Origin of the sequence: Pinirhizobacter sp. (assembly GCF_036499745.1) — a bacterium.
Classification (GTDB): domain Bacteria; phylum Pseudomonadota; class Gammaproteobacteria; order Xanthomonadales; family Rhodanobacteraceae; genus Pinirhizobacter.
This window is the reverse complement of sequence record NZ_DASYDG010000045.1, coordinates 16,191-33,031: the sequence shown is the minus strand read 5'-3', so window position 1 is coordinate 33,031 and position 16,841 is coordinate 16,191. Positions and strand designations below refer to the sequence as shown.

Sequence of the window (16,841 nt, the reverse complement as noted above, 5' to 3'; positions counted from 1 at the left end):
CCCCGGGTGCTCCAGCACAGGTATCGCATGAATTCCCAGATCGATTTCCACGCTTATCCCGACGCGCACGGTCGCTTCGGCGACTACGGCGGTATCTACGTGGCCGAAACATTGATGGCACCGCTGGCGGAGCTAACGGCAGCCTACGAACGGCTGCGCAAGGATCCGGCCTTCATCGCCGAGCTCGACCGCGACCTGAAATACTATGTGGGTCGCCCAAGCCCCATCTACGAAGCCGAACGCCTGACCCGCCATGTCGGCGGCGCTCGCATCCTGCTCAAGCGCGAAGACCTGAACCACACCGGCGCGCACAAGATAAACAACACCGTGGGTCAGGCGCTGGTGGCCCGTCATATGGGCAAGACACGCATCATTGCTGAAACCGGCGCCGGCCAGCATGGCGTGGCCAGCGCCACGGTAGCGGCGCGCCTGGGTCTTAAGTGCGTGGTGTACATGGGCGCGGTGGATATCGAGCGCCAGAAGATCAACGTCTACCGCATGCGTCTGCTCGGCGCCGACGTGGTGCCTGTGACGTCCGGCTCGAAAACACTCAAGGATGCCCTGAACGAGGCAATGCGCGACTGGGTTACCAACGTCAACGACACGTTCTACATCATCGGTACGGTGGCAGGTCCCCATCCGTATCCGCAGATGGTGCGCGACTTCAACGCCATCGTCGGCCGCGAAGCGCGAGCGCAGATGTTCGAAGACTACGGCCGACTGCCCGATGCCATCACTGCCTGCGTGGGTGGCGGTTCCAACGCCATTGGCCTGTTCCACGCCTTCCTCAACGATTCGGGCGTACGCATCGTCGGCGCCGAGGCCGCGGGCCACGGCATCGAGACCGGCCAGCATGCAGCGTCGCTGGCTGCAGGCCGTCCCGGCGTGTTGCACGGCAATCGCACCTATGTGCTGGCGGACGAAAATGGCCAGATCACCGAAACCCATTCGGTATCCGCGGGCCTGGACTACCCGGGTGTCGGGCCCGAGCACGCCTTCCTGAAGGATGCCGGCCGCGCCGAATACGTGGGCATCACCGACGATGAGGCGCTGGAAGCCTTCCATCTGCTCGCGCGCACCGAAGGCATCCTGGCGGCACTTGAATCCAGCCACGCCATTGCCCAGGCGATGAAGCTGGCACGTGAGCTGCCCAAGGACGCCCTGGTGCTGGCCAACCTCTCCGGCCGCGGCGACAAGGATGTGCACACCATCGCGGCACGCGAGGGGATCGAACTGTGAGTGACAACCGACTGGACCGCCGGTTCGCTGAACTGAAATCGAAGAGCCGCACAGGCCTCATTCCCTTCATCACCGCTGGCGATCCCTCGCCCGATGGCGTGGTCGCCATGATGCACGCGCTGGTGGACAACGGCGCTGACGTCATCGAACTGGGCGTGCCGTTCTCCGACCCGATGGCCGATGGCCCCGTGATCCAGCACGCCAGTGAACGCGCACTTGCGCGTGGGGTGGGACTGGTGCAAATCCTTGCGTGGGTGGCGCAGTTCCGCACCCGGGACAACGACACCCCGATCGTGCTGATGGGCTACCTGAACCCCGTCGAGCGCGTGGGCTACACGGCGTTCGCCAGCCGTGCGGTGGCAGCCGGGGTAGATGGCGTCCTGCTGGTGGACTGCCCGATCGAGGAATCGGCAGTGCTTGCCCCCCTGCGTGACGCCGGCCTGAAACAGATCCTCCTCGCTGCCCCGACCACGGCAAACGACCGCCTGGCGCGGCTTTGCGAGGCGGCGGCGGGCTTCCTGTATTATGTGTCGTTTGCCGGCATCACCGGTGCTTCGCACCTGAACACCCAGGATATCGCTGCCCGCGTGGCCGATATCCGGGCCAGGTCCGCGGCGCCCGTGGCTGTCGGTTTCGGCATTCGCGACGCGCAAAGCGCGGTCGCCATCGCCGCGTTTGCCGATGCAGTGGTGATCGGTAGCGCGCTGGTCGACACACTGGCCGGCGCGGAGAACGCGGATGAGGCGGTCCGCCGGGCAGGGCAGTTCCTTGCCCCCATTCGCGCGGCGCTCGATGCCAGGCATTAACGACGAGGTCGACCGATGAACTGGTTGCAGAAAATCATGACGCCGAAGACGCGTCCGCAAGGCGCCGCCGCGGCCAAGGGCAAGGTGCCTGAGGGTGTGTGGGAGAAGTGTGCCGGCTGCGGCACCGTGCTGTATCGCCCGGAGCTTGAGCGTTCACTGATGGTCTGCCCCAAGTGCGGCCACCATCACGCCATCGGTGCGCGCACGCGGCTGAATGCGTTCTTCGACGAAGGCATCACCGAGGAACTCTGGCCCGACCTCGCCCCCACCGATCCGCTGAAATTCCGCGACCAGAAGAAATACCGCGACCGCATCATCGCCGCGCAAAAGGCCACGGGCGAGAAAGACGCCCTGGTGGCCATGCGCGGTGCGCTCAAGGGCCGCTCGCTGGTTGGCGTAGCGTTTGAGTTCTCCTTCATGGGTGGCTCGATGGGTTCGGTGGTGGGTGAGAAATTCGCCCGCGCCGCGGAACTGGCGCTCGCCGAACGCACCGGTCTTGTGTGTTTCTCCGCCACTGGCGGCGCGCGCATGCAGGAAGGCCTGTTCTCGCTGATGCAGATGGCCAAGACGTCCGCCACCATCCGTCGCATGCACGACGCCGGCGTGCCTTACATCTCGGTGCTCACCCATCCCACCACCGGTGGTGTGTCGGCGAGCCTGGGCATGCTGGGCGACCTCAACGTCGCCGAGCCCAAGGCCCTGATCGGCTTCGCCGGCCCCCGCGTGATCGAGCAGACGGTTCGCGAGACTTTGCCCGAAGGCTTCCAGCGCTCGGAGTTCCTGGTGGATCACGGCGCGGTGGATTTCATCGTCGACCGCCGCGACATGCGCGATAAGCTCGCTGCGGTACTTGGCATCATGGGCAAGCAGCCGCGGGCTGCGTAACGCGTTTCTCTCTTTGGTTGATGCAAAAGGCCTCCATCAGTGGGAGGCCTTTTGCATTTCAGGGAAATTAGCTGGCAGTGGATTCGAACTGATGCCGTCAGTGGAATGGCGTTATCCACACCCCATGTGGAGGGCCTAGGGGAAAGCTTGTGGATAAACGCTGTTGCTGCGTGCACGAACAACCACTTGCGTCAGCTTGCTTAAGTCCTGCCCACGCTTCCTTCACGTTTATCCACACCGTTTGTGGGCTTCCGCTGGGAAAGCTTGTGGATAAGTCGACTTTTCTCCTGTCGTGACAGGGGTTTGCCTTAACCTGCTCAAGGGATACCCATCCCGGTAAAATGTGACCTGCATCACACTTTGGTGCTACGGTATCGTTTGCACGCGGTCGTTGGGGCCTTGTGATGTCGGATTTCCGGTATCGCGCCTTCATCAGCTACAGCCACCTGGATAAGTCCTGGGCGGGCTGGTTGCACCGGGCGCTGGAAACCTATGCAATCCCGAAACGTCTGGTGGGTATGCAGACGCCGGCCGGTATCGTGCCCCGTCGATGGGCTCCCATCTTTCGCGACAGCGACGAACTGGCCAGCGCCGGCGATCTCGGCCGCCAGGTGAACGAGGCGCTGGCGCAATCGGATTGCCTGATCGTGGTCTGCTCACCCGAGGCCGCGCGTTCGCGGTGGGTGAACGAGGAAGTGCTGGCGTTCAAACGATTGGGTCGTAGCGACCGCATCTTCTGCCTGATCGTGGCGGGTGAACCCAACGCCAGCCTGCTGCCCGGTCGCGAAGCAGAGGAATGTTTCGCGTCGGCGCTGCGCCATCGACTCGCCGCGGACGGCGCCCTGAGCTCCGACACCGTCGAACCGATGGCCGCCGATGTGCGACCGGGCAGGGACACGCGCGCCAACGCCAAGTACAAGCTCATCGCCGGCATGCTCGACATCGGCTTCGATGCCTTGAAGCGCCGCGAGCTGCAGAGGCGTACGAGGCGTGCGGCGATGCTGGCGGCGGTGGCGCTGTGCGTGATGGCGGTGACCACCGTATTGGCCATCGTCGCCTTCATCGCCCGGCACGAGGCAGTAGTGGCCAGCCACGCCGCCGAGCGACGGCAGAAGCAGGCCGAGGACCTCGTCAGCTTCATGCTGGGCGATCTCAACGACAAGCTCGCACAGGCCTCTCGCCTGGACATCATGGAATCGGTGGACGACCAGGCCATGGCGTACTTCCAGTCGCAGCCCATCAGTGACGTCACCGACCAGGCTCTTGTACAGCGTGCCGTGGCGCTGGCGAAAATCGGCAGTGTGCGGCTTGACCAGGGTCGGCTGGCCCTGGCGATGGACGCCTTCCAGGCATCGCTGGCGCTCACCTCGCGCCTTGCCGCGGAAGCCCCGACCGACATCGCCCGGCAACTGGCCCACGCCGATACCTGGTCTTACATCGGCATGATCGGCTGGCGACTGGGCAAGCTCGACGATGCCGAGCGGAGTTTTGCCTCGGGCCAGATGATCCTGCAGCGTGCCGCCGCGCGCGCGCCCGGCGACGCGCGCGTCGCATTCCAGCGCATCACCTTCAACAACAACATAGGCCACGTGATGGAAGCGCGCGGCCATCTCGAAGAGGCCGCCCGGCAGTACCAGGACATGCTTGCCCTGGCGCAGCGCATGGCCACCGCGGAGCCGGGCAATGTCGACTGGCCGACCGCAATCGGCGAAGCGTCGAACAACCTGGGCAGGCTGGCATTGCTGCATGGCGACCTTGCCAATGCCGTGGCGCAATACGTGGCGGCCGAAACGATCCAGGCGGGGCTCGCCGCGTCCCATCCGAAAGATGCCAGCCGGCGCGATGACCTGCTTATCGTGCACGGCATCCTCGGCCGCACCCAGGCGCTGGCCGGAGACGTGCAGGCAGGCATGGATCGCCTGCAGCGCGCTGTGGACATGGCGGTACAGCTAAAGACGCTGGATCCGGGCAATACCGACTACCAGGAGCACCAGGCGCTCTATGCGATCCAGTTGGGGCGCTTGCATCGCCTCACGGGCGACATGGTAAACGCCGCGAAACTCGCGCGCGATGCGCTGGTGATCTTTGAAAGCCTTGCCCGGCACGATGCCGACAACGCGGTCTGGCAGCGCGAGTATGCCGAGGCACTGATGGAACAGTCCGCGCAATCGTGCGCTTCGGGCGACAACGACGCCGCCCGGCGACAGGCCACGTCGGCGTTGCATTTGCTCGCACCCCTCTTCAAGCAGCAGCCCGATGACCGCGCCACTTTGTTGGCTATCGCCACGGCACGGCTCTCCCTGGCCGCGGTCAGCGCTGATACGAACGCTGCGGGCACGCTGCGCGACGACGCATTGGCGTCGTTGCAGTCGGCCCACAGCGGTCAGGGCGATCCAAGGCTGTTGGCACTACAGGTCATGGCGCTGCTTTCGCTCCAGCGCAAGGACGAGGCAGTGCCGGTGATCAAGAGGCTTTGGACGAGCGGCTACCGCGACCCGGCCTTACTGCAGGCATTGCGCCGTGAACAGATCGACTATCCGCAGAACGTTACCTTCCAGCGCGAACTGCTGGCGGCTACCGGTGGTCATGCGGAACTGGCCGGTCGCGAGATAGCGCGATCGGCAAACGATGAATAGCACTGGCAGTCACTAGGACGGAGACATCTCATGAGTGGCAATCGCAACGACGACGAGCAGGAACAGGCACCCGCCGATGAACGGGAAGAGCGTTCCGACGATCGCGAACAGGAATTCGAGCGCAACACAGCGCCCAAACCTGCCACCACCACCAACCCGAGGATAAAGAGCACTTGAGGTTTCGGCGCGGAAAGCACCCATGACCCCTTTGGTCGTCGGCGTCACCAGCCACCGCGATATTCCCGCCGGCGAGGTCGAGCCGATCCGTCTTCGCGTGCATGCGTTCTTCGAGCGGCTGAAGAACGATTTTCCGGGCTTGCCGCTTGTGGTGCTTTCCGCGCTGGCCGAGGGAGGCGACCAGCTGGTCGCCGAAGAAGCCCTGGCGGCGGGTGCCCGTCTGGTAGCGCCGTTGCCGTTGCCGCGGGATCTGTACACCGACGACTTCAACGACCCGCAGGTGCGCGCCAACTTCGAACGCCTTTGCAGCCACGCCGAGGTGGTGCTGCTGCCGCGGCTGATGGAAAAGCCACGCCACGTGATCGGCCTGCCCGGGCAGGCGCGCGACCGCCAATACGCCACCACCGGCGTGTATATCGCCAGCCATTGCCACATCCTGCTAGCCATCTGGGATGGCAATGAGGCCGGGGGACTGGGCGGTACCGCCCAGATCGTGCACTACCATCTTACCGGCACGCCGCCGGGCCTGGTGGAACGCCATGTGCACGCGCGCCACGTACTTGGTGGCGGTGATGAGAGCCTGCTTTACCACATTGTGTGTTCGCGCGATGGCGACGGGGACGGAGACGATCCTGCACACGGACTCACGCCCTTGCAGGAAGGCTGGCGTACGACCGACGAGCCGGCATTCCAGCCGGATATGCCCGCGGAGTTCCGCCTGATGTTTTCGCGCATGGCCGAGTTCAACGACGAGTGCGCCCGGCATGCCGCCGTCATCGAGGCAGCGCCGCGCTCGATGCCCGGCACGCCTGGAAGTGCCACCGAAACGATCGATCGCGTATTCCACGCCGCCGATTGGCTTGCAGTGCATTTCCGGCGCCGCGTGGTGATGGCCCTGCGCCTGACCTACACCGTGGCGGCGCTGATGGGCATCGCGTTCACACTGTACGCCCACATGCCTGGCAACGACTCGCTGATTTATCTGTTCCTGGCGTTGTTCGCCACCGGCGGCGTGGTGGCGATCCTGGCCCACCGCCGCGGCTGGCATCGGAAATACCTTGATTACCGCGCGCTCGCCGAGGGCCTGCGCGTGCAGTCGTGCTGGCGGCGGGCCGGCATCTCGGCCAGCGCGGATCATGAGTTTGCGCACGACAATTTCCTTCAGAAACAGAACATCGAACTGGGCTGGATCCGCAACGTGATGCGCGCGGCAAGCCTGGATGCGTCGATCCATCCGGAACAACCCACCGATGCGGCGCTGGCTGCCGTGATCGCCGAGTGGGTGGGGGAATCGGGTAAGTCCGGCCAGTTGCACTACTACGAGGTCAAGACCGCCGAGCGCACGGGGCTGCACCACATCACCGAGATGATCGGTTCCACCAGCTTGTGGGGAGGCATCGCCATCAGCGTGTTCCTGGCGGTCTTCGCGCTGAAGCTGTCCGAACACGCCAAGGTAAGCCTGGTCACGGCCATGGCCGTGCTATCCATCGCCGCCGCCGTGCGCGAAGCCTACGCCTACCGCAAGGCCGACCGCGAACTGATTCGCCAGTACCGGTTCATGCAGCGGATCTTCGCCAGTGCGCGCGTAGCGCTCGATCGCGCGAAGGATCCAGGTACACAGCGCGCCATTTTGTTGTCGCTGGGCGATGCAGCGCTGACCGAACACGCCGAATGGACGCTGATGCAGCGCGAAAGGCAGGTGGAGCACAGCAAGCTTTGACGAATCAGGGCGGATGAACGAGGCGGCTTTCCACTCCCGCCGCGACCGATGCCGTGGGCGCGCACGCGGCAGACGGTCGGGATGTAGATCAGCTCATCGCGAGCAGCGAAGCATTCCCCAACGCCAGCCCGATCGCCGTGGCGGCAATGACGTCCGACGGATAGTGCAACCCCAGGATCACCCGCGATGCACCCACCAGCGCAGTGAACCCAATCAGCAACGGCGCCAGCACGGGGAAGTAATGCACCGCTACCACGGTAAAGCTCACCGCCTGCAGCGTATGGCCGGAGGGAAAGCTGAACTCATCCAGCGGCGGGATATGCGCGATCACACCCGGACAGTTGCGAAAGGGGCGGGGGCGGCGCGTCCAGCGCTTGAGCACGCGGTAGAGCTGCAGGGCGATCAGGCCGGTAATCAGCATCTGGCCTGCCGCCTGCATGCCGCGCCAACCGCCGGCAACGGCCAGGATGGCGATCAGGGAATACCAGAAGATGCCATCGCCAAGCCGGCTTACCACCCCGAAGAAGGCACCCACCGTGCTGCGTGTGCCCCAGCGGTTGGCAGCGAGGGTGACGCGGCGATCAAGCCGTTGCGGACGTGGCATGGTGCTCATGGCTGCGCTCCGTGACCAAACCTTTCAGAAGTCGTTCGAAATCGGCGATCACGGCGGCCGGCGCCAGTGACGACACCCCGTGCCGTGCTGCACGACCCATGGCATGCAACTGGCGCAGGTCACTGGCGACACACGCGGCGCAGTTGATGAAGCTTTTCTCGTTGCCGCTTTCGATGCGCACGCCGTTCACGCCATCGACCACGTGCTCGCGGGCGGCGCCCTCGTCGTAGGCCACTACGGGCACGCCCGCGGCCAGGGCTTCCAGTACGACGTTGCCGAAGGTTTCCGACAGGCTGGGAAAGATGAAGAGATCGGCGCTGGCAAAGTACGCGGCAAGGTCCTCGCCGCTGCGCATGCCGGCGAAGACGAAATCCGGGTGCGCTGCCTGTAGCGCGGTGCGCTCCGGACCGTCGCCCACCCACACGTAGAGTGCCTTCGGGTGGCGTTTTCTGGCGGCTTCGAAGGAGGCCAGGGCGAGCGGGAGGTTCTTCTCCGCGGCAATGCGGCCGACGTACAGCACCACCAGGGTGTCCTCGTCGGCACCCCACGAAGCGCGCAGCGTGTCGTCGCGCCGCGAGGGGTGGAAGAGTTCGGTGTCGACGGCCCGGCGTAGCAAACGCGAATTGACGATGCCCATGGCCTGGAGTTCCGCGGCCAGTCCACGGGTAGGTACCAGGGTAGCGTCTGCGCGGTTGTGGAAACGGCGCAGGTGCTTGCGTACCAGCGGGGTGAGCCATTTCACGCCATAGTGGCCGGCGTAGGCGTCGAAGCGGGTGTGAAAGCCGGTCGCCACCGGGATGCCCAGGCGGGTGGCGGCGCGCATTGCAGCCCAGCCCAGCGGGCCTTCGGTGGCCACGTACACCGCATCCGGACGGTCGCGCTTCCAGCGCGCCACCAGGCGGCTGGTGACCGGCAGGCCAAAACGCAGGCCTGGATAGCGCGGCAAGCCCAGGCCCGGGGTTTCCAACGATTCGATCCCGGGTTCGTCGGCGAAGGGCGCATGGCCCGGCTGGCGGGGGCGGACCAGGTCCACCGCATGGCCACGGGCGGCCATGCCTGCCGCCAGGCTATGGACGGTCAAGGCGACGCCGTTGACTTCCGGCGGGTAGGTTTCGGTAACGATGCCGATGCGCATGGCGCACTCCCTGCGGGCTTGCAGCATTCTTCGCCGCCCGCATGGCAGTGGGATGATGGGTCGATGACGGCCGCAAGACACCGCGGAACCGGCTAAAATCGACGGTCGCCCTCGATCGTGACCTTCGTGATGACCGTCCGTACCCGTTTTGCCCCCAGCCCCACCGGATTCCTGCACATCGGCGGTGCCCGCACGGCCCTGTACTGCTGGCTGGAGGCCCGCCGCCGTGGTGGCGATTTCATCCTGCGCGTCGAGGACACCGACCGCGAGCGTTCCACCGATGAAGCGGTCCAGGCCATCATCGACGGCATGACCTGGCTGGGCCTCGTTCACGACGAAGGCCCGATCTACCAGACCCATCGCATGGACCGTTACCGCGAGGTGGCGGAAAAATTACTGGCCGAGGGCAAGGCGTATTACGCCTACGAGACCAAGGAAGAAATCGAGGCCATGCGCGAGGCGGCCATGGCGGCCGGCCTGAAGCCCCGTTACAACGGCTATTACCGCGACCGCGCCGAGCCCCTCCGCGACGACCCGAACCGGGTGATCCGCTTCCGCAACCCGTCGGAAGGCTCGGTGGTGTTCGACGACAAGGTCAAGGGCCGCATCGAATGGAGCAACACGGAGCTCGACGATTTCGTGATCGTCCGCTCCGATGGCTTTCCCACCTATAACTTCGCCGTGGTGGTGGACGACATCGACATGGGTATCACCGAGGTGATCCGTGGCGACGATCACGTCAACAACACGCCGCGCCAGATCAACGTGTACCACGCACTGGGCGCGCCGGTGCCGGAATTCGCGCACCTGCCGATGATCCTTGGCCCCGATGGCCAGAAGCTCTCCAAGCGCCACGGCGCTGTGGGTGTGATGCAATACCGGGACGACGGCTTCCTGCCGCATGCGTTGCTCAACTATCTGGTACGCCTGGGCTGGTCCCACGGCGATCAGGAGATTTTCTCAGTCGAGGAAATGACGGGCCTCTTCGACATCAGCGATGTGAACAAGGCGGCCTCGCGTTTCGACGTCACCAAGCTGTCGTGGCTGAACCAGCAGTACCTCAAGCACGACAACCCGGCCGATATCGCCGCGGAGTTCACCTGGCATCTGCAGCAGGCGGGCATTGATCCATCCGCGGGTCCGGCACCCGCGGACGTGATCGTGGCCCTGCGCGATCGCGTACAGACATTGAAGGAAATGGCCGAGCGCGCACGCACATGGTACGCACCGATTACCGAGTGGGATCAGAAAGCCGTGGACAAACACCTGCGCAACGACACCGCGGTGCCGGTGTTGAACGCTTCCCGCGACGCCCTGGCGTCGCTGCCTGAGTGGACGCCTGAAGCGATCCACGGCGTGGTCGAGGCGGTGGCGGCGAAGCTTGAACTGGGCATGGGCAAGGTGGCGGCCCCGCTTCGGGTGGCCATGACGGGCACCCAGGTATCGCCGTCGATCGAACACACGGTGTACCTGGCCGGCAGGGAAGGGGCGCTGGCACGCATCGACGACGCCATTGCCCGTAGCGGCGCCTGACCCCATATTCAGCCCACAGCGACTGACCAGGCGAGCATTTGGACGAGCTTCTCGCGCGGATGATGCATGGCGTAGACCCGGACGATCCGGGCGCGTTCCTGCATATCTTCGCCAACCTGATGGCGATGGTGCCCTGGTTCTGGCTTACGGTGTCTTCCGTGGTCTGCGTGGCCGTAGGCGCCTGGATTGGCCATCGTCGCGGCCAGGTGTGGCTGGGCGCCGCCTGGGGCGCTACCTTGGGCCCCATTGGATGGTGGTTTGCCTGGCGGATGAAGCCGCTGCCGCCGCCGTTGCCGCGTCCGGCGTATGATCGGCGCAAGGAGTGAACCTTGAACAGCAAGCCTTCAGAACACCAGCACCACCACGACGACCCCATCGGCTTCGTGCGTGCGGTGGAAACCGCCAGCAACGAGCGTGGGCTGCGCCTGACGCCGCTACGCCGCGAGGTACTGCAACTGGTGGCACGCGCGGGCAAGCCGGTGAAGGCCTATGACCTCCTGGACAGCCTGCGCGACACCCACGGCAATGCAGCACCGCCCACCGTCTATCGCGCGCTCGATTTCCTGCTCGAGAACGGCTTCATCCACAAGCTCGAGTCGATCAACGCCTACGTTGCCTGCCACCATCCGGCCGAACAGCACCAGGTGCCCTTCCTGATCTGTGACGTTTGTGACGGTGCCCAGGAAGTGTGCGATCCGCGCGTGGCTGAACTCATCGAAGCCCAGGCACGCACCTTCGGTTTCACGCCGCAGGGGCAGACGGTGGAAGTGCATGGGGTTTGCAAGAACTGTCGGTAGATCGTTCTTTGTAAAGAATCCGCGAGTAGGGAAATTCCTGCATCGATTCGGCTCATTTTCTGAATGTGCAGTGCGAAGTCGTCCGTGCATAATCACATCGTGCCAAGGCGTGCAGGCCATGGCGGCAACGATGATGGATAACACGGAACTCTTGTGCCAAATGATTTCATTCCCGTCAGCGATGGTTCATCGGCTCATCGATCGATCTATGTACCCCTCGAGATAGCGCAGCTTGATACGCGGGTGACCAGGCTTGAAGTGATAACCGAGGGCATCTCTTCACGATTTGACGAGCACAAGATCGAGTTCCGGGATTTCCGGACTGAAGTGTATGCCCGGTTTGACAAGATCGACGATCGATTCGAGAAACTCGATGCAAAGTTTGAGGATCGATTCGAGAAGCTCGACGCAAAGTTCGAAGATCGCTTCGAGAAGCTCGACGCAAAGTTTGAGGATCGCTTCGAGAAGCTCGATGCAAAGTTCGAGGATCGATTCGGGAAGTTCGATGCAAAGTTCGAACGTGTCAACGGGAGGTTCGAACAATTTCGCGTCCACGCACGCTCAGACTTCCACTTACTCTTCGGAAGCCTGATCGCCTCGGTGCTTGGCCTTGCGGGAATGATGGCCAAGGGATTCGGCTGGTTCTGAGGCACTGTCGATCTTTCTACGTCCGGAGGGCGGCAAACTCGCTACCTTGAGCCTCGCCAAGACGGCCTCCTTTGCCGATGTGTTCCAGGTACGAGTTTGTCGATGACATCGCCGGCATAGCTGGCCAGGACGATTGCCAGCCCACCCATGATCTGCCCTGAGCTGAGAAGCTCGTTTAGGAAGTACCAGGCCATGAGCGCAGCGAACAGGGGCTCGGAAAGCTCCAGCAGCTGGACCTTGCTCGCCCCGATTCGCGTGACGGCGGCGGTGGTGAGGAAATATCCAAGGATCGTTGGGAACATGGCAAGCCAAATCAACATGCCCCACGCGTCAAAGCTCGGGATTCTAGCTCCGCCAACGATGTACTCCGGAAGCAGGAAAATCGTGCCCCATACCATCATGCCGAAGATATCTTCCAGTCGTGCTTTCAGGGCGAATCGCTGCGCGATCACCATGTATGTGCCGTAGCCAACTCCCGCGATGGCTCCGAGCAGACATCCCGCTGCGGCACTGAAGGACAGGTATTTTGGCATCAGCAGAAATACTCCCGCCGAGCAAAGTCCGATGGCGATGGCCCTTCCCACGGTCATTCGCTGGCTTAGCATGAATATGGTCAGTCCCTGCGTGGCCACTGTGGCACCGGCCAAGAACATGAGGACCACCGTCGCTACCGACTCAAGCCTGTACGCACGAACCTCGAAGGAATTCATGACGAATACGCCGAAGAAACCGGCAGCGGCCAGAATGGGGGAACGGAACACGTTCCGTATGCTCTGACGCAGCGTAGCGTTTGCCCACAGGAATATCGCCAGGATGACGACTGCCAGGAAACATTTGTAAAAGGCAATGGCTGAGCTTTCAAGGGCCATCCTTGCTGACAGCGTGATGAAAACGCCCACGGACCCATTGATGACGGCGGCAAGGAGTGCAAATCCCAGGCCTGACAAGTGTCGGCGCGTCTTCTCCATGATCGTCCTTCGTCTCTGGATGAAAGCCCTGTGCCAGTTGGCGCCACGCCTGAGCCGATTCACGCGCTGCCGCGCAGGGTAGGTCGATCAATTCGAATTCGCTTACTGGAATCGATCACGCTTAAGACGAAAGGTACGGTTTGAACAATTTCCCACCTGAAAGTCCGCCCGCTGGACGATCAGGCGCTTAAGGTGATCAGCGAAAAGAAACAGGGCGCGGCGTCACGCCGCGCCCTGTGGGGTTCGCCGCCGTGGAGGGTGCGTCGGGAGGGGATGACGCCGTCGGCGAACGGTGGCCGCTTGCGGGCCATGCATGGGAACGGGGCAGGGTGGGATCGGTTGACAGACGTATAGACGTCCGAATGAACTTTCGATGGCGCAAGAACCCATGGATTTGCACCCGGGTCAAACAGGGCTTGCATTGCGGACGTTATAAAGTAACAATATGTCTCCCATGCGGCCTACCTATGCCATTGTCTCCATGAATCAGTCGCCCGAGCTGCCCGAGCCGGAAGTCCGCAAGCGTTGGTGGCACCTGGCCGATCGCCTTGGGGCAACGGCATCTTTCCTGTGTGCCGTCCACTGCGCCGCGTTGCCCTTCGTACTGGTCTTCCTGCCCTTGCTGGGACTCCAGTTCCTGGCCAGCCATACCTTCGAGAAGGGTTTCGTGCTGTTTGCCTGCCTGCTGGCCACGATCACGCTTCTGGGCGGCTACCGTCGACACCGCCGGCGCCTGGCGCTCGGATTGGTTCTTCCGGGCCTGTTGCTACTGATTGCCGGCATCACCGTGCTTCACGATACCGGGTCGTTGTTGCTGCATAGCGTGCTGGTAACCTGCGGCGGACTGCTGGTGGCCTCAGCGCACTTCGTGAACCTGCGATTCGACCGTGTCCATGTGCACGGTCCCACGTGCGCACACTGAACCGTTCGCCGCGCCTGCGATTGTGTAACGCGCACCGCGGTTCCTAGCATTGCCCCATGGCACATTCCCACGCCCACGATCATCACCGACACGGCCACGGTTCCGCGGCGGGCGGCATGTCCACCCAGCGGAAGCTCCTGATCGCCTTCGTGCTGACCACCGTGATGATGGTGGTGGAGGCCTTTGGTGGCCTGTGGTCCGGTTCGCTGGCCCTGCTCGCCGACGCGGGCCACATGCTGGTGGATGCGCTGGCCATGTTGCTGGCCTTCTGTGGCGCATGGTTTGCCACACGCCCGGCCGATAAGAAGCGGACCTTCGGCTATGGGCGCATGGAGGTACTTGCCGGGTTCGTCAATGCGCTTACCCAGTTCGTGCTGATCGTGTTCATCGCCTACGAGGCGGTGCAGCGACTGTTTTCACCGACCCCCATTCTTTCCGGTGTGATGTTGATCGTGGCGGTGATCGGTCTTGCCGTTAACGTACTGGTGCTAAGTACCCTGCACGGCCACGACAAGGACGACGTCAATGTCGCCGGTGCCAGCCTGCACGTGCTCGGCGACCTCCTGGGTTCCGTGGCCGCCATCGTCGCAGCGCTGGCCGTGCGCTGGCTGGGTTGGTTATGGGCCGATCCCGTGCTTTCGGTGCTGGTATGCCTGCTTATCCTGCGCAGTGCCTGGATGCTGCTGCGTCGTTCCTCGCATATCCTGCTCGAAGGAACGCCTGAGGGCGTAAAACCTGAGGATGTCGAGGTGGTGCTGAAGGCCGCCGATCCGGGTATTGCCGATATCCATCATGTGCATGTCTGGCAGGTAGCCAGCGGCTCACGCATGGCAACGCTCCACGCCGAAGTCCATGAAGGGGCCAGTGCGGCGGCGGTGCTCGATGCCATCAAGCGCACTCTGCTGGACCGCTACGGCATTGGCCATGCCACGGTTCAGATCGATCCGGGCCCCTGTCCGGACATGGATGAGCCCTGCGGGGGCCGCGCACAGCCTTGACCGGATTGGCGAAATTTCCCCGCCCTTGCGCTTTGGCGGCCGGCTGATAAGCTGGTCGACCATCAACACATTAAATTCTAAGGAGTTTCCCATGGGTAAGGGCGATCGCAAGACCCGTCGCGGCAAGACCTACCGCGGCAGCTACGGCAATAACCGTTCGCATACCGTCGTGGCCCCCGCCGTTGCCGGCAAGCCGGCCGTGGTGACCAAGCCCGCCGCCGTGAAGAAGGCCGCCCCGGCGCGCAAGAAGTCCGCCTGACCCATCGGTGCACTGCTGGACGAGAAAACCCCGCCGTCGGCGGGGTTTTTGTTTGGATGTCGGCAAAAGCGCCGTTAACGGACCGCGGTGGGATCGAAATGGGGATTCTGGATCAGGCCAAGGCGATTGCCGAAGGGGTCGGCCAGTGACGCCACGCGGATATCGCCGCCTACCTCGGTGACCGGCTCAATCTCCTTCGCGCCGAGGTCGAGCGTGCGCCTGAACGCTACATCGATATCGGCGACGGCCCAATAGGCCTGCACGCCGGCGGTGGAAGGCTCACCGTCGGGCACCAGGCCCAATTCGAACCCGCCCACCGAGAAACCGACATAGAACGGCTGGTCGAAGTAAGGTTCGGCATCGAGCAGCTTCGCGTACCAGGCCTTGGCAGCGGCAATATCCCGCGTCGGATAGATAACGGTGCGTAGACCGACAAGCATAGGTGGTTCCTTGTTGATGGCGACGATTGAGCCGGATCAGGCGTGTTCGTCATATTGCGGCAGGTTGTCGGTGATCTCATGCCAGGGCGCTTTCGAACCCACGAAGATATGGTGGGCGGGACGGATCGCGGGGGCGTCGATAAGCGTGCCCATCGCCACGTGCACGTATGCGCCTTCCCGCACTACGGAATAAAGCAATGAACCGCAGGTCGCGCAATGCGTGTCGTTGCAGTCGACGTCACCGACAATCTTTAGCTGCTCGTTACCGCTGGTGGGCGTCAGTTTCGCGCGCTCGATGCCAGCGAAGGGTTTGAATGCCGATCCCGTGGTGCGCCTGCAGTTGGAGCAGTGGCAATAGGCTGCATAGAGGAATTCGTCGGCGACAGCATAGGTTGCCGCGCCGCAGTAGCACGACCCGGTGAGCCTTTTTTTCGTGGCATGATTGTTCGTTGCCATGGTGTGGTTCACGTCGTGGATGGTCTACGGGAAAGCTTAGCCGACGTTCCACCGCAGTGTTAGGCTTAGGTCATGACCGCCTATATAGCCTTGCTGAGAGCCGTAAACGTCGGTGGTACCGGCAAGTTGCCCATGGTCGAATTGAAAGCCATGTGTGAGGAAGCCGGGTTCGCAAACGTGACCACCTACATCGCGAGCGGCAACGTGGTTTTTACCTCGCGTGCGGCGGAAAGATCGGTCAAGGCAAAACTCGAGGAAGCACTCACCGCCTACGCCGGCAAGCATGTCGGGGTGATGGTGCGTACCGCGGCGGAGATGGCGGCCGTGGCAAAGGCCAATCCTTTCAGCCAAGAAGCAGGCAACCGCGTGGTCGCGATCTTCCTTGATGGCAAGCCACCCGCGGACGCGGTCAGCGCCGCAACAGGCGCGACGGACGAAAAGCTTGCGGCGGGTGTGCGGGAAATCTATGTTCACTACGGCGAAGGCATGGCCCATTCGAAGCTGAAGATTCCCGCCGCGAAGAACGGCACGGCGCGCAACATGAATACAGTGGCCAAACTCGCGGAGATGGCCAGCGCCCTCGACGCCGGTTGATTCACTGGTTGATGA

19 protein-coding genes are annotated in these 16,841 nt (G+C 63.3%); 14 read left to right on the top strand and 5 right to left on the bottom strand.

From position 1 onward, the window contains the following. The first annotated feature begins 27 nt into the window (after positions 1-27). The 6 genes from trpB (at position 28) to VGM61_RS15380 (ending at position 7,463) form a co-directional block, all read left to right on the top strand. Entirely contained in the window at positions 28-1,239 is a 1,212-nt protein-coding gene (gene trpB, locus VGM61_RS15405) for a tryptophan synthase subunit beta (protein ID WP_331523742.1), read from the top strand. Next, on the top strand, positions 1,236-2,045 hold the full coding sequence (gene trpA / locus VGM61_RS15400; RefSeq protein WP_331523741.1) for a tryptophan synthase subunit alpha: 810 nt from the start codon (positions 1,236-1,238) through the stop codon (positions 2,043-2,045). The genes trpB and trpA overlap by 4 nt, the downstream gene beginning before the upstream one ends. A 15-nt stretch (positions 2,046-2,060) precedes the next feature. Next, entirely contained in the window at positions 2,061-2,930 is an 870-nt protein-coding gene (gene accD, locus VGM61_RS15395) for an acetyl-CoA carboxylase, carboxyltransferase subunit beta (protein WP_331523740.1), read from the top strand. Positions 2,931-3,334: 404 nt separating this feature from the next. Continuing rightward, on the top strand, positions 3,335-5,566 hold the full coding sequence (locus tag VGM61_RS15390; RefSeq protein WP_331523739.1) for a TIR domain-containing protein: 2,232 nt from the start codon (positions 3,335-3,337) through the stop codon (positions 5,564-5,566). 30 nt (positions 5,567-5,596) lie between these two features. Continuing rightward, on the top strand, positions 5,597-5,743 hold the full coding sequence (locus VGM61_RS15385; RefSeq protein ID WP_331523737.1) for a hypothetical protein: 147 nt from the start codon (positions 5,597-5,599) through the stop codon (positions 5,741-5,743). A 22-nt stretch (positions 5,744-5,765) separates the two neighbouring features. Beyond that, positions 5,766-7,463 (top strand): hypothetical protein, encoded by a 1,698-nt coding sequence (locus tag VGM61_RS15380; protein WP_331523736.1) that lies wholly within the window; start codon positions 5,766-5,768, stop codon positions 7,461-7,463. Between the two features lie 88 nt (positions 7,464-7,551). Here the strand turns inward: VGM61_RS15380 and VGM61_RS15375 are convergent, their stop codons facing one another. Further along, positions 7,552-8,076: a phosphatase PAP2 family protein gene (locus tag VGM61_RS15375; RefSeq protein WP_331523735.1), complete on the bottom strand. Its 525-nt coding sequence runs from the start codon at positions 8,074-8,076 to the stop codon at positions 7,552-7,554. Next, positions 8,045-9,211, bottom strand: coding sequence for a glycosyltransferase family 1 protein (locus VGM61_RS15370; protein WP_331523734.1), 1,167 nt, complete (start codon positions 9,209-9,211; stop codon positions 8,045-8,047). The genes VGM61_RS15375 and VGM61_RS15370 overlap by 32 nt, the downstream gene beginning before the upstream one ends. Positions 9,212-9,340: 129 nt before the next feature. On the opposite strand from VGM61_RS15370, the gene gltX reads away from it, so the two are divergent. The 4 genes from gltX (at position 9,341) to VGM61_RS15350 (ending at position 12,189) form a co-directional block, all read left to right on the top strand. Beyond that, positions 9,341-10,744, top strand: a complete 1,404-nt coding sequence (gene gltX / locus VGM61_RS15365) for a glutamate--tRNA ligase (RefSeq protein WP_331523733.1) — start codon at positions 9,341-9,343, stop codon at positions 10,742-10,744. A 38-nt stretch (positions 10,745-10,782) separates the two neighbouring features. Further along, positions 10,783-11,070: a hypothetical protein gene (locus VGM61_RS15360; RefSeq protein ID WP_331523732.1), complete on the top strand. Its 288-nt coding sequence runs from the start codon at positions 10,783-10,785 to the stop codon at positions 11,068-11,070. A gap of 3 nt (positions 11,071-11,073) precedes the next feature. Continuing rightward, the gene (locus VGM61_RS15355; RefSeq protein WP_331523731.1) at positions 11,074-11,541 is read left to right on the top strand and encodes a transcriptional repressor; all 468 of its coding nucleotides are present in this window, start codon (positions 11,074-11,076) and stop codon (positions 11,539-11,541) included. A gap of 153 nt (positions 11,542-11,694) precedes the next feature. Next, entirely contained in the window at positions 11,695-12,189 is a 495-nt protein-coding gene (locus tag VGM61_RS15350) for a hypothetical protein (RefSeq protein WP_331523730.1), read from the top strand. Between the two features lie 41 nt (positions 12,190-12,230). Here the strand turns inward: VGM61_RS15350 and VGM61_RS15345 are convergent, their stop codons facing one another. Beyond that, positions 12,231-13,157 carry a DMT family transporter gene (locus tag VGM61_RS15345; RefSeq protein ID WP_331523728.1) on the bottom strand — a complete coding sequence of 309 codons (927 nt, stop codon included), beginning with the start codon at positions 13,155-13,157 and terminating at the stop codon, positions 12,231-12,233. Between the two features lie 481 nt (positions 13,158-13,638). On the opposite strand from VGM61_RS15345, the gene VGM61_RS15340 reads away from it, so the two are divergent. The 3 genes from VGM61_RS15340 (at position 13,639) to VGM61_RS15330 (ending at position 15,336) form a co-directional block, all read left to right on the top strand. Further along, positions 13,639-14,079, top strand: a complete 441-nt coding sequence (locus tag VGM61_RS15340; RefSeq protein ID WP_331523727.1) for a MerC domain-containing protein — start codon at positions 13,639-13,641, stop codon at positions 14,077-14,079. A gap of 56 nt (positions 14,080-14,135) precedes the next feature. After that, a complete protein-coding gene (locus VGM61_RS15335; protein WP_414694895.1) occupies positions 14,136-15,077 on the top strand; it encodes a cation diffusion facilitator family transporter in 942 nt (313 codons plus the stop codon). Positions 15,078-15,168: 91 nt separating this feature from the next. Then, positions 15,169-15,336: a 30S ribosomal protein THX gene (locus tag VGM61_RS15330; protein WP_331523726.1), complete on the top strand. Its 168-nt coding sequence runs from the start codon at positions 15,169-15,171 to the stop codon at positions 15,334-15,336. A gap of 74 nt (positions 15,337-15,410) precedes the next feature. Here the strand turns inward: VGM61_RS15330 and VGM61_RS15325 are convergent, their stop codons facing one another. Both VGM61_RS15325 and VGM61_RS15320 read right to left on the bottom strand, forming a co-directional pair. Next, positions 15,411-15,776: a VOC family protein gene (locus VGM61_RS15325; RefSeq protein WP_331523725.1), complete on the bottom strand. Its 366-nt coding sequence runs from the start codon at positions 15,774-15,776 to the stop codon at positions 15,411-15,413. Between the two features lie 36 nt (positions 15,777-15,812). Further along, positions 15,813-16,232, bottom strand: a complete 420-nt coding sequence (locus VGM61_RS15320; RefSeq protein ID WP_331523724.1) for a GFA family protein — start codon at positions 16,230-16,232, stop codon at positions 15,813-15,815. Between the two features lie 72 nt (positions 16,233-16,304). On the opposite strand from VGM61_RS15320, the gene VGM61_RS15315 reads away from it, so the two are divergent. Next, positions 16,305-16,826, top strand: coding sequence for a DUF1697 domain-containing protein (locus VGM61_RS15315; RefSeq protein WP_331523723.1), 522 nt, complete (start codon positions 16,305-16,307; stop codon positions 16,824-16,826). The last annotated feature ends 15 nt before the right edge of the window (positions 16,827-16,841 follow it).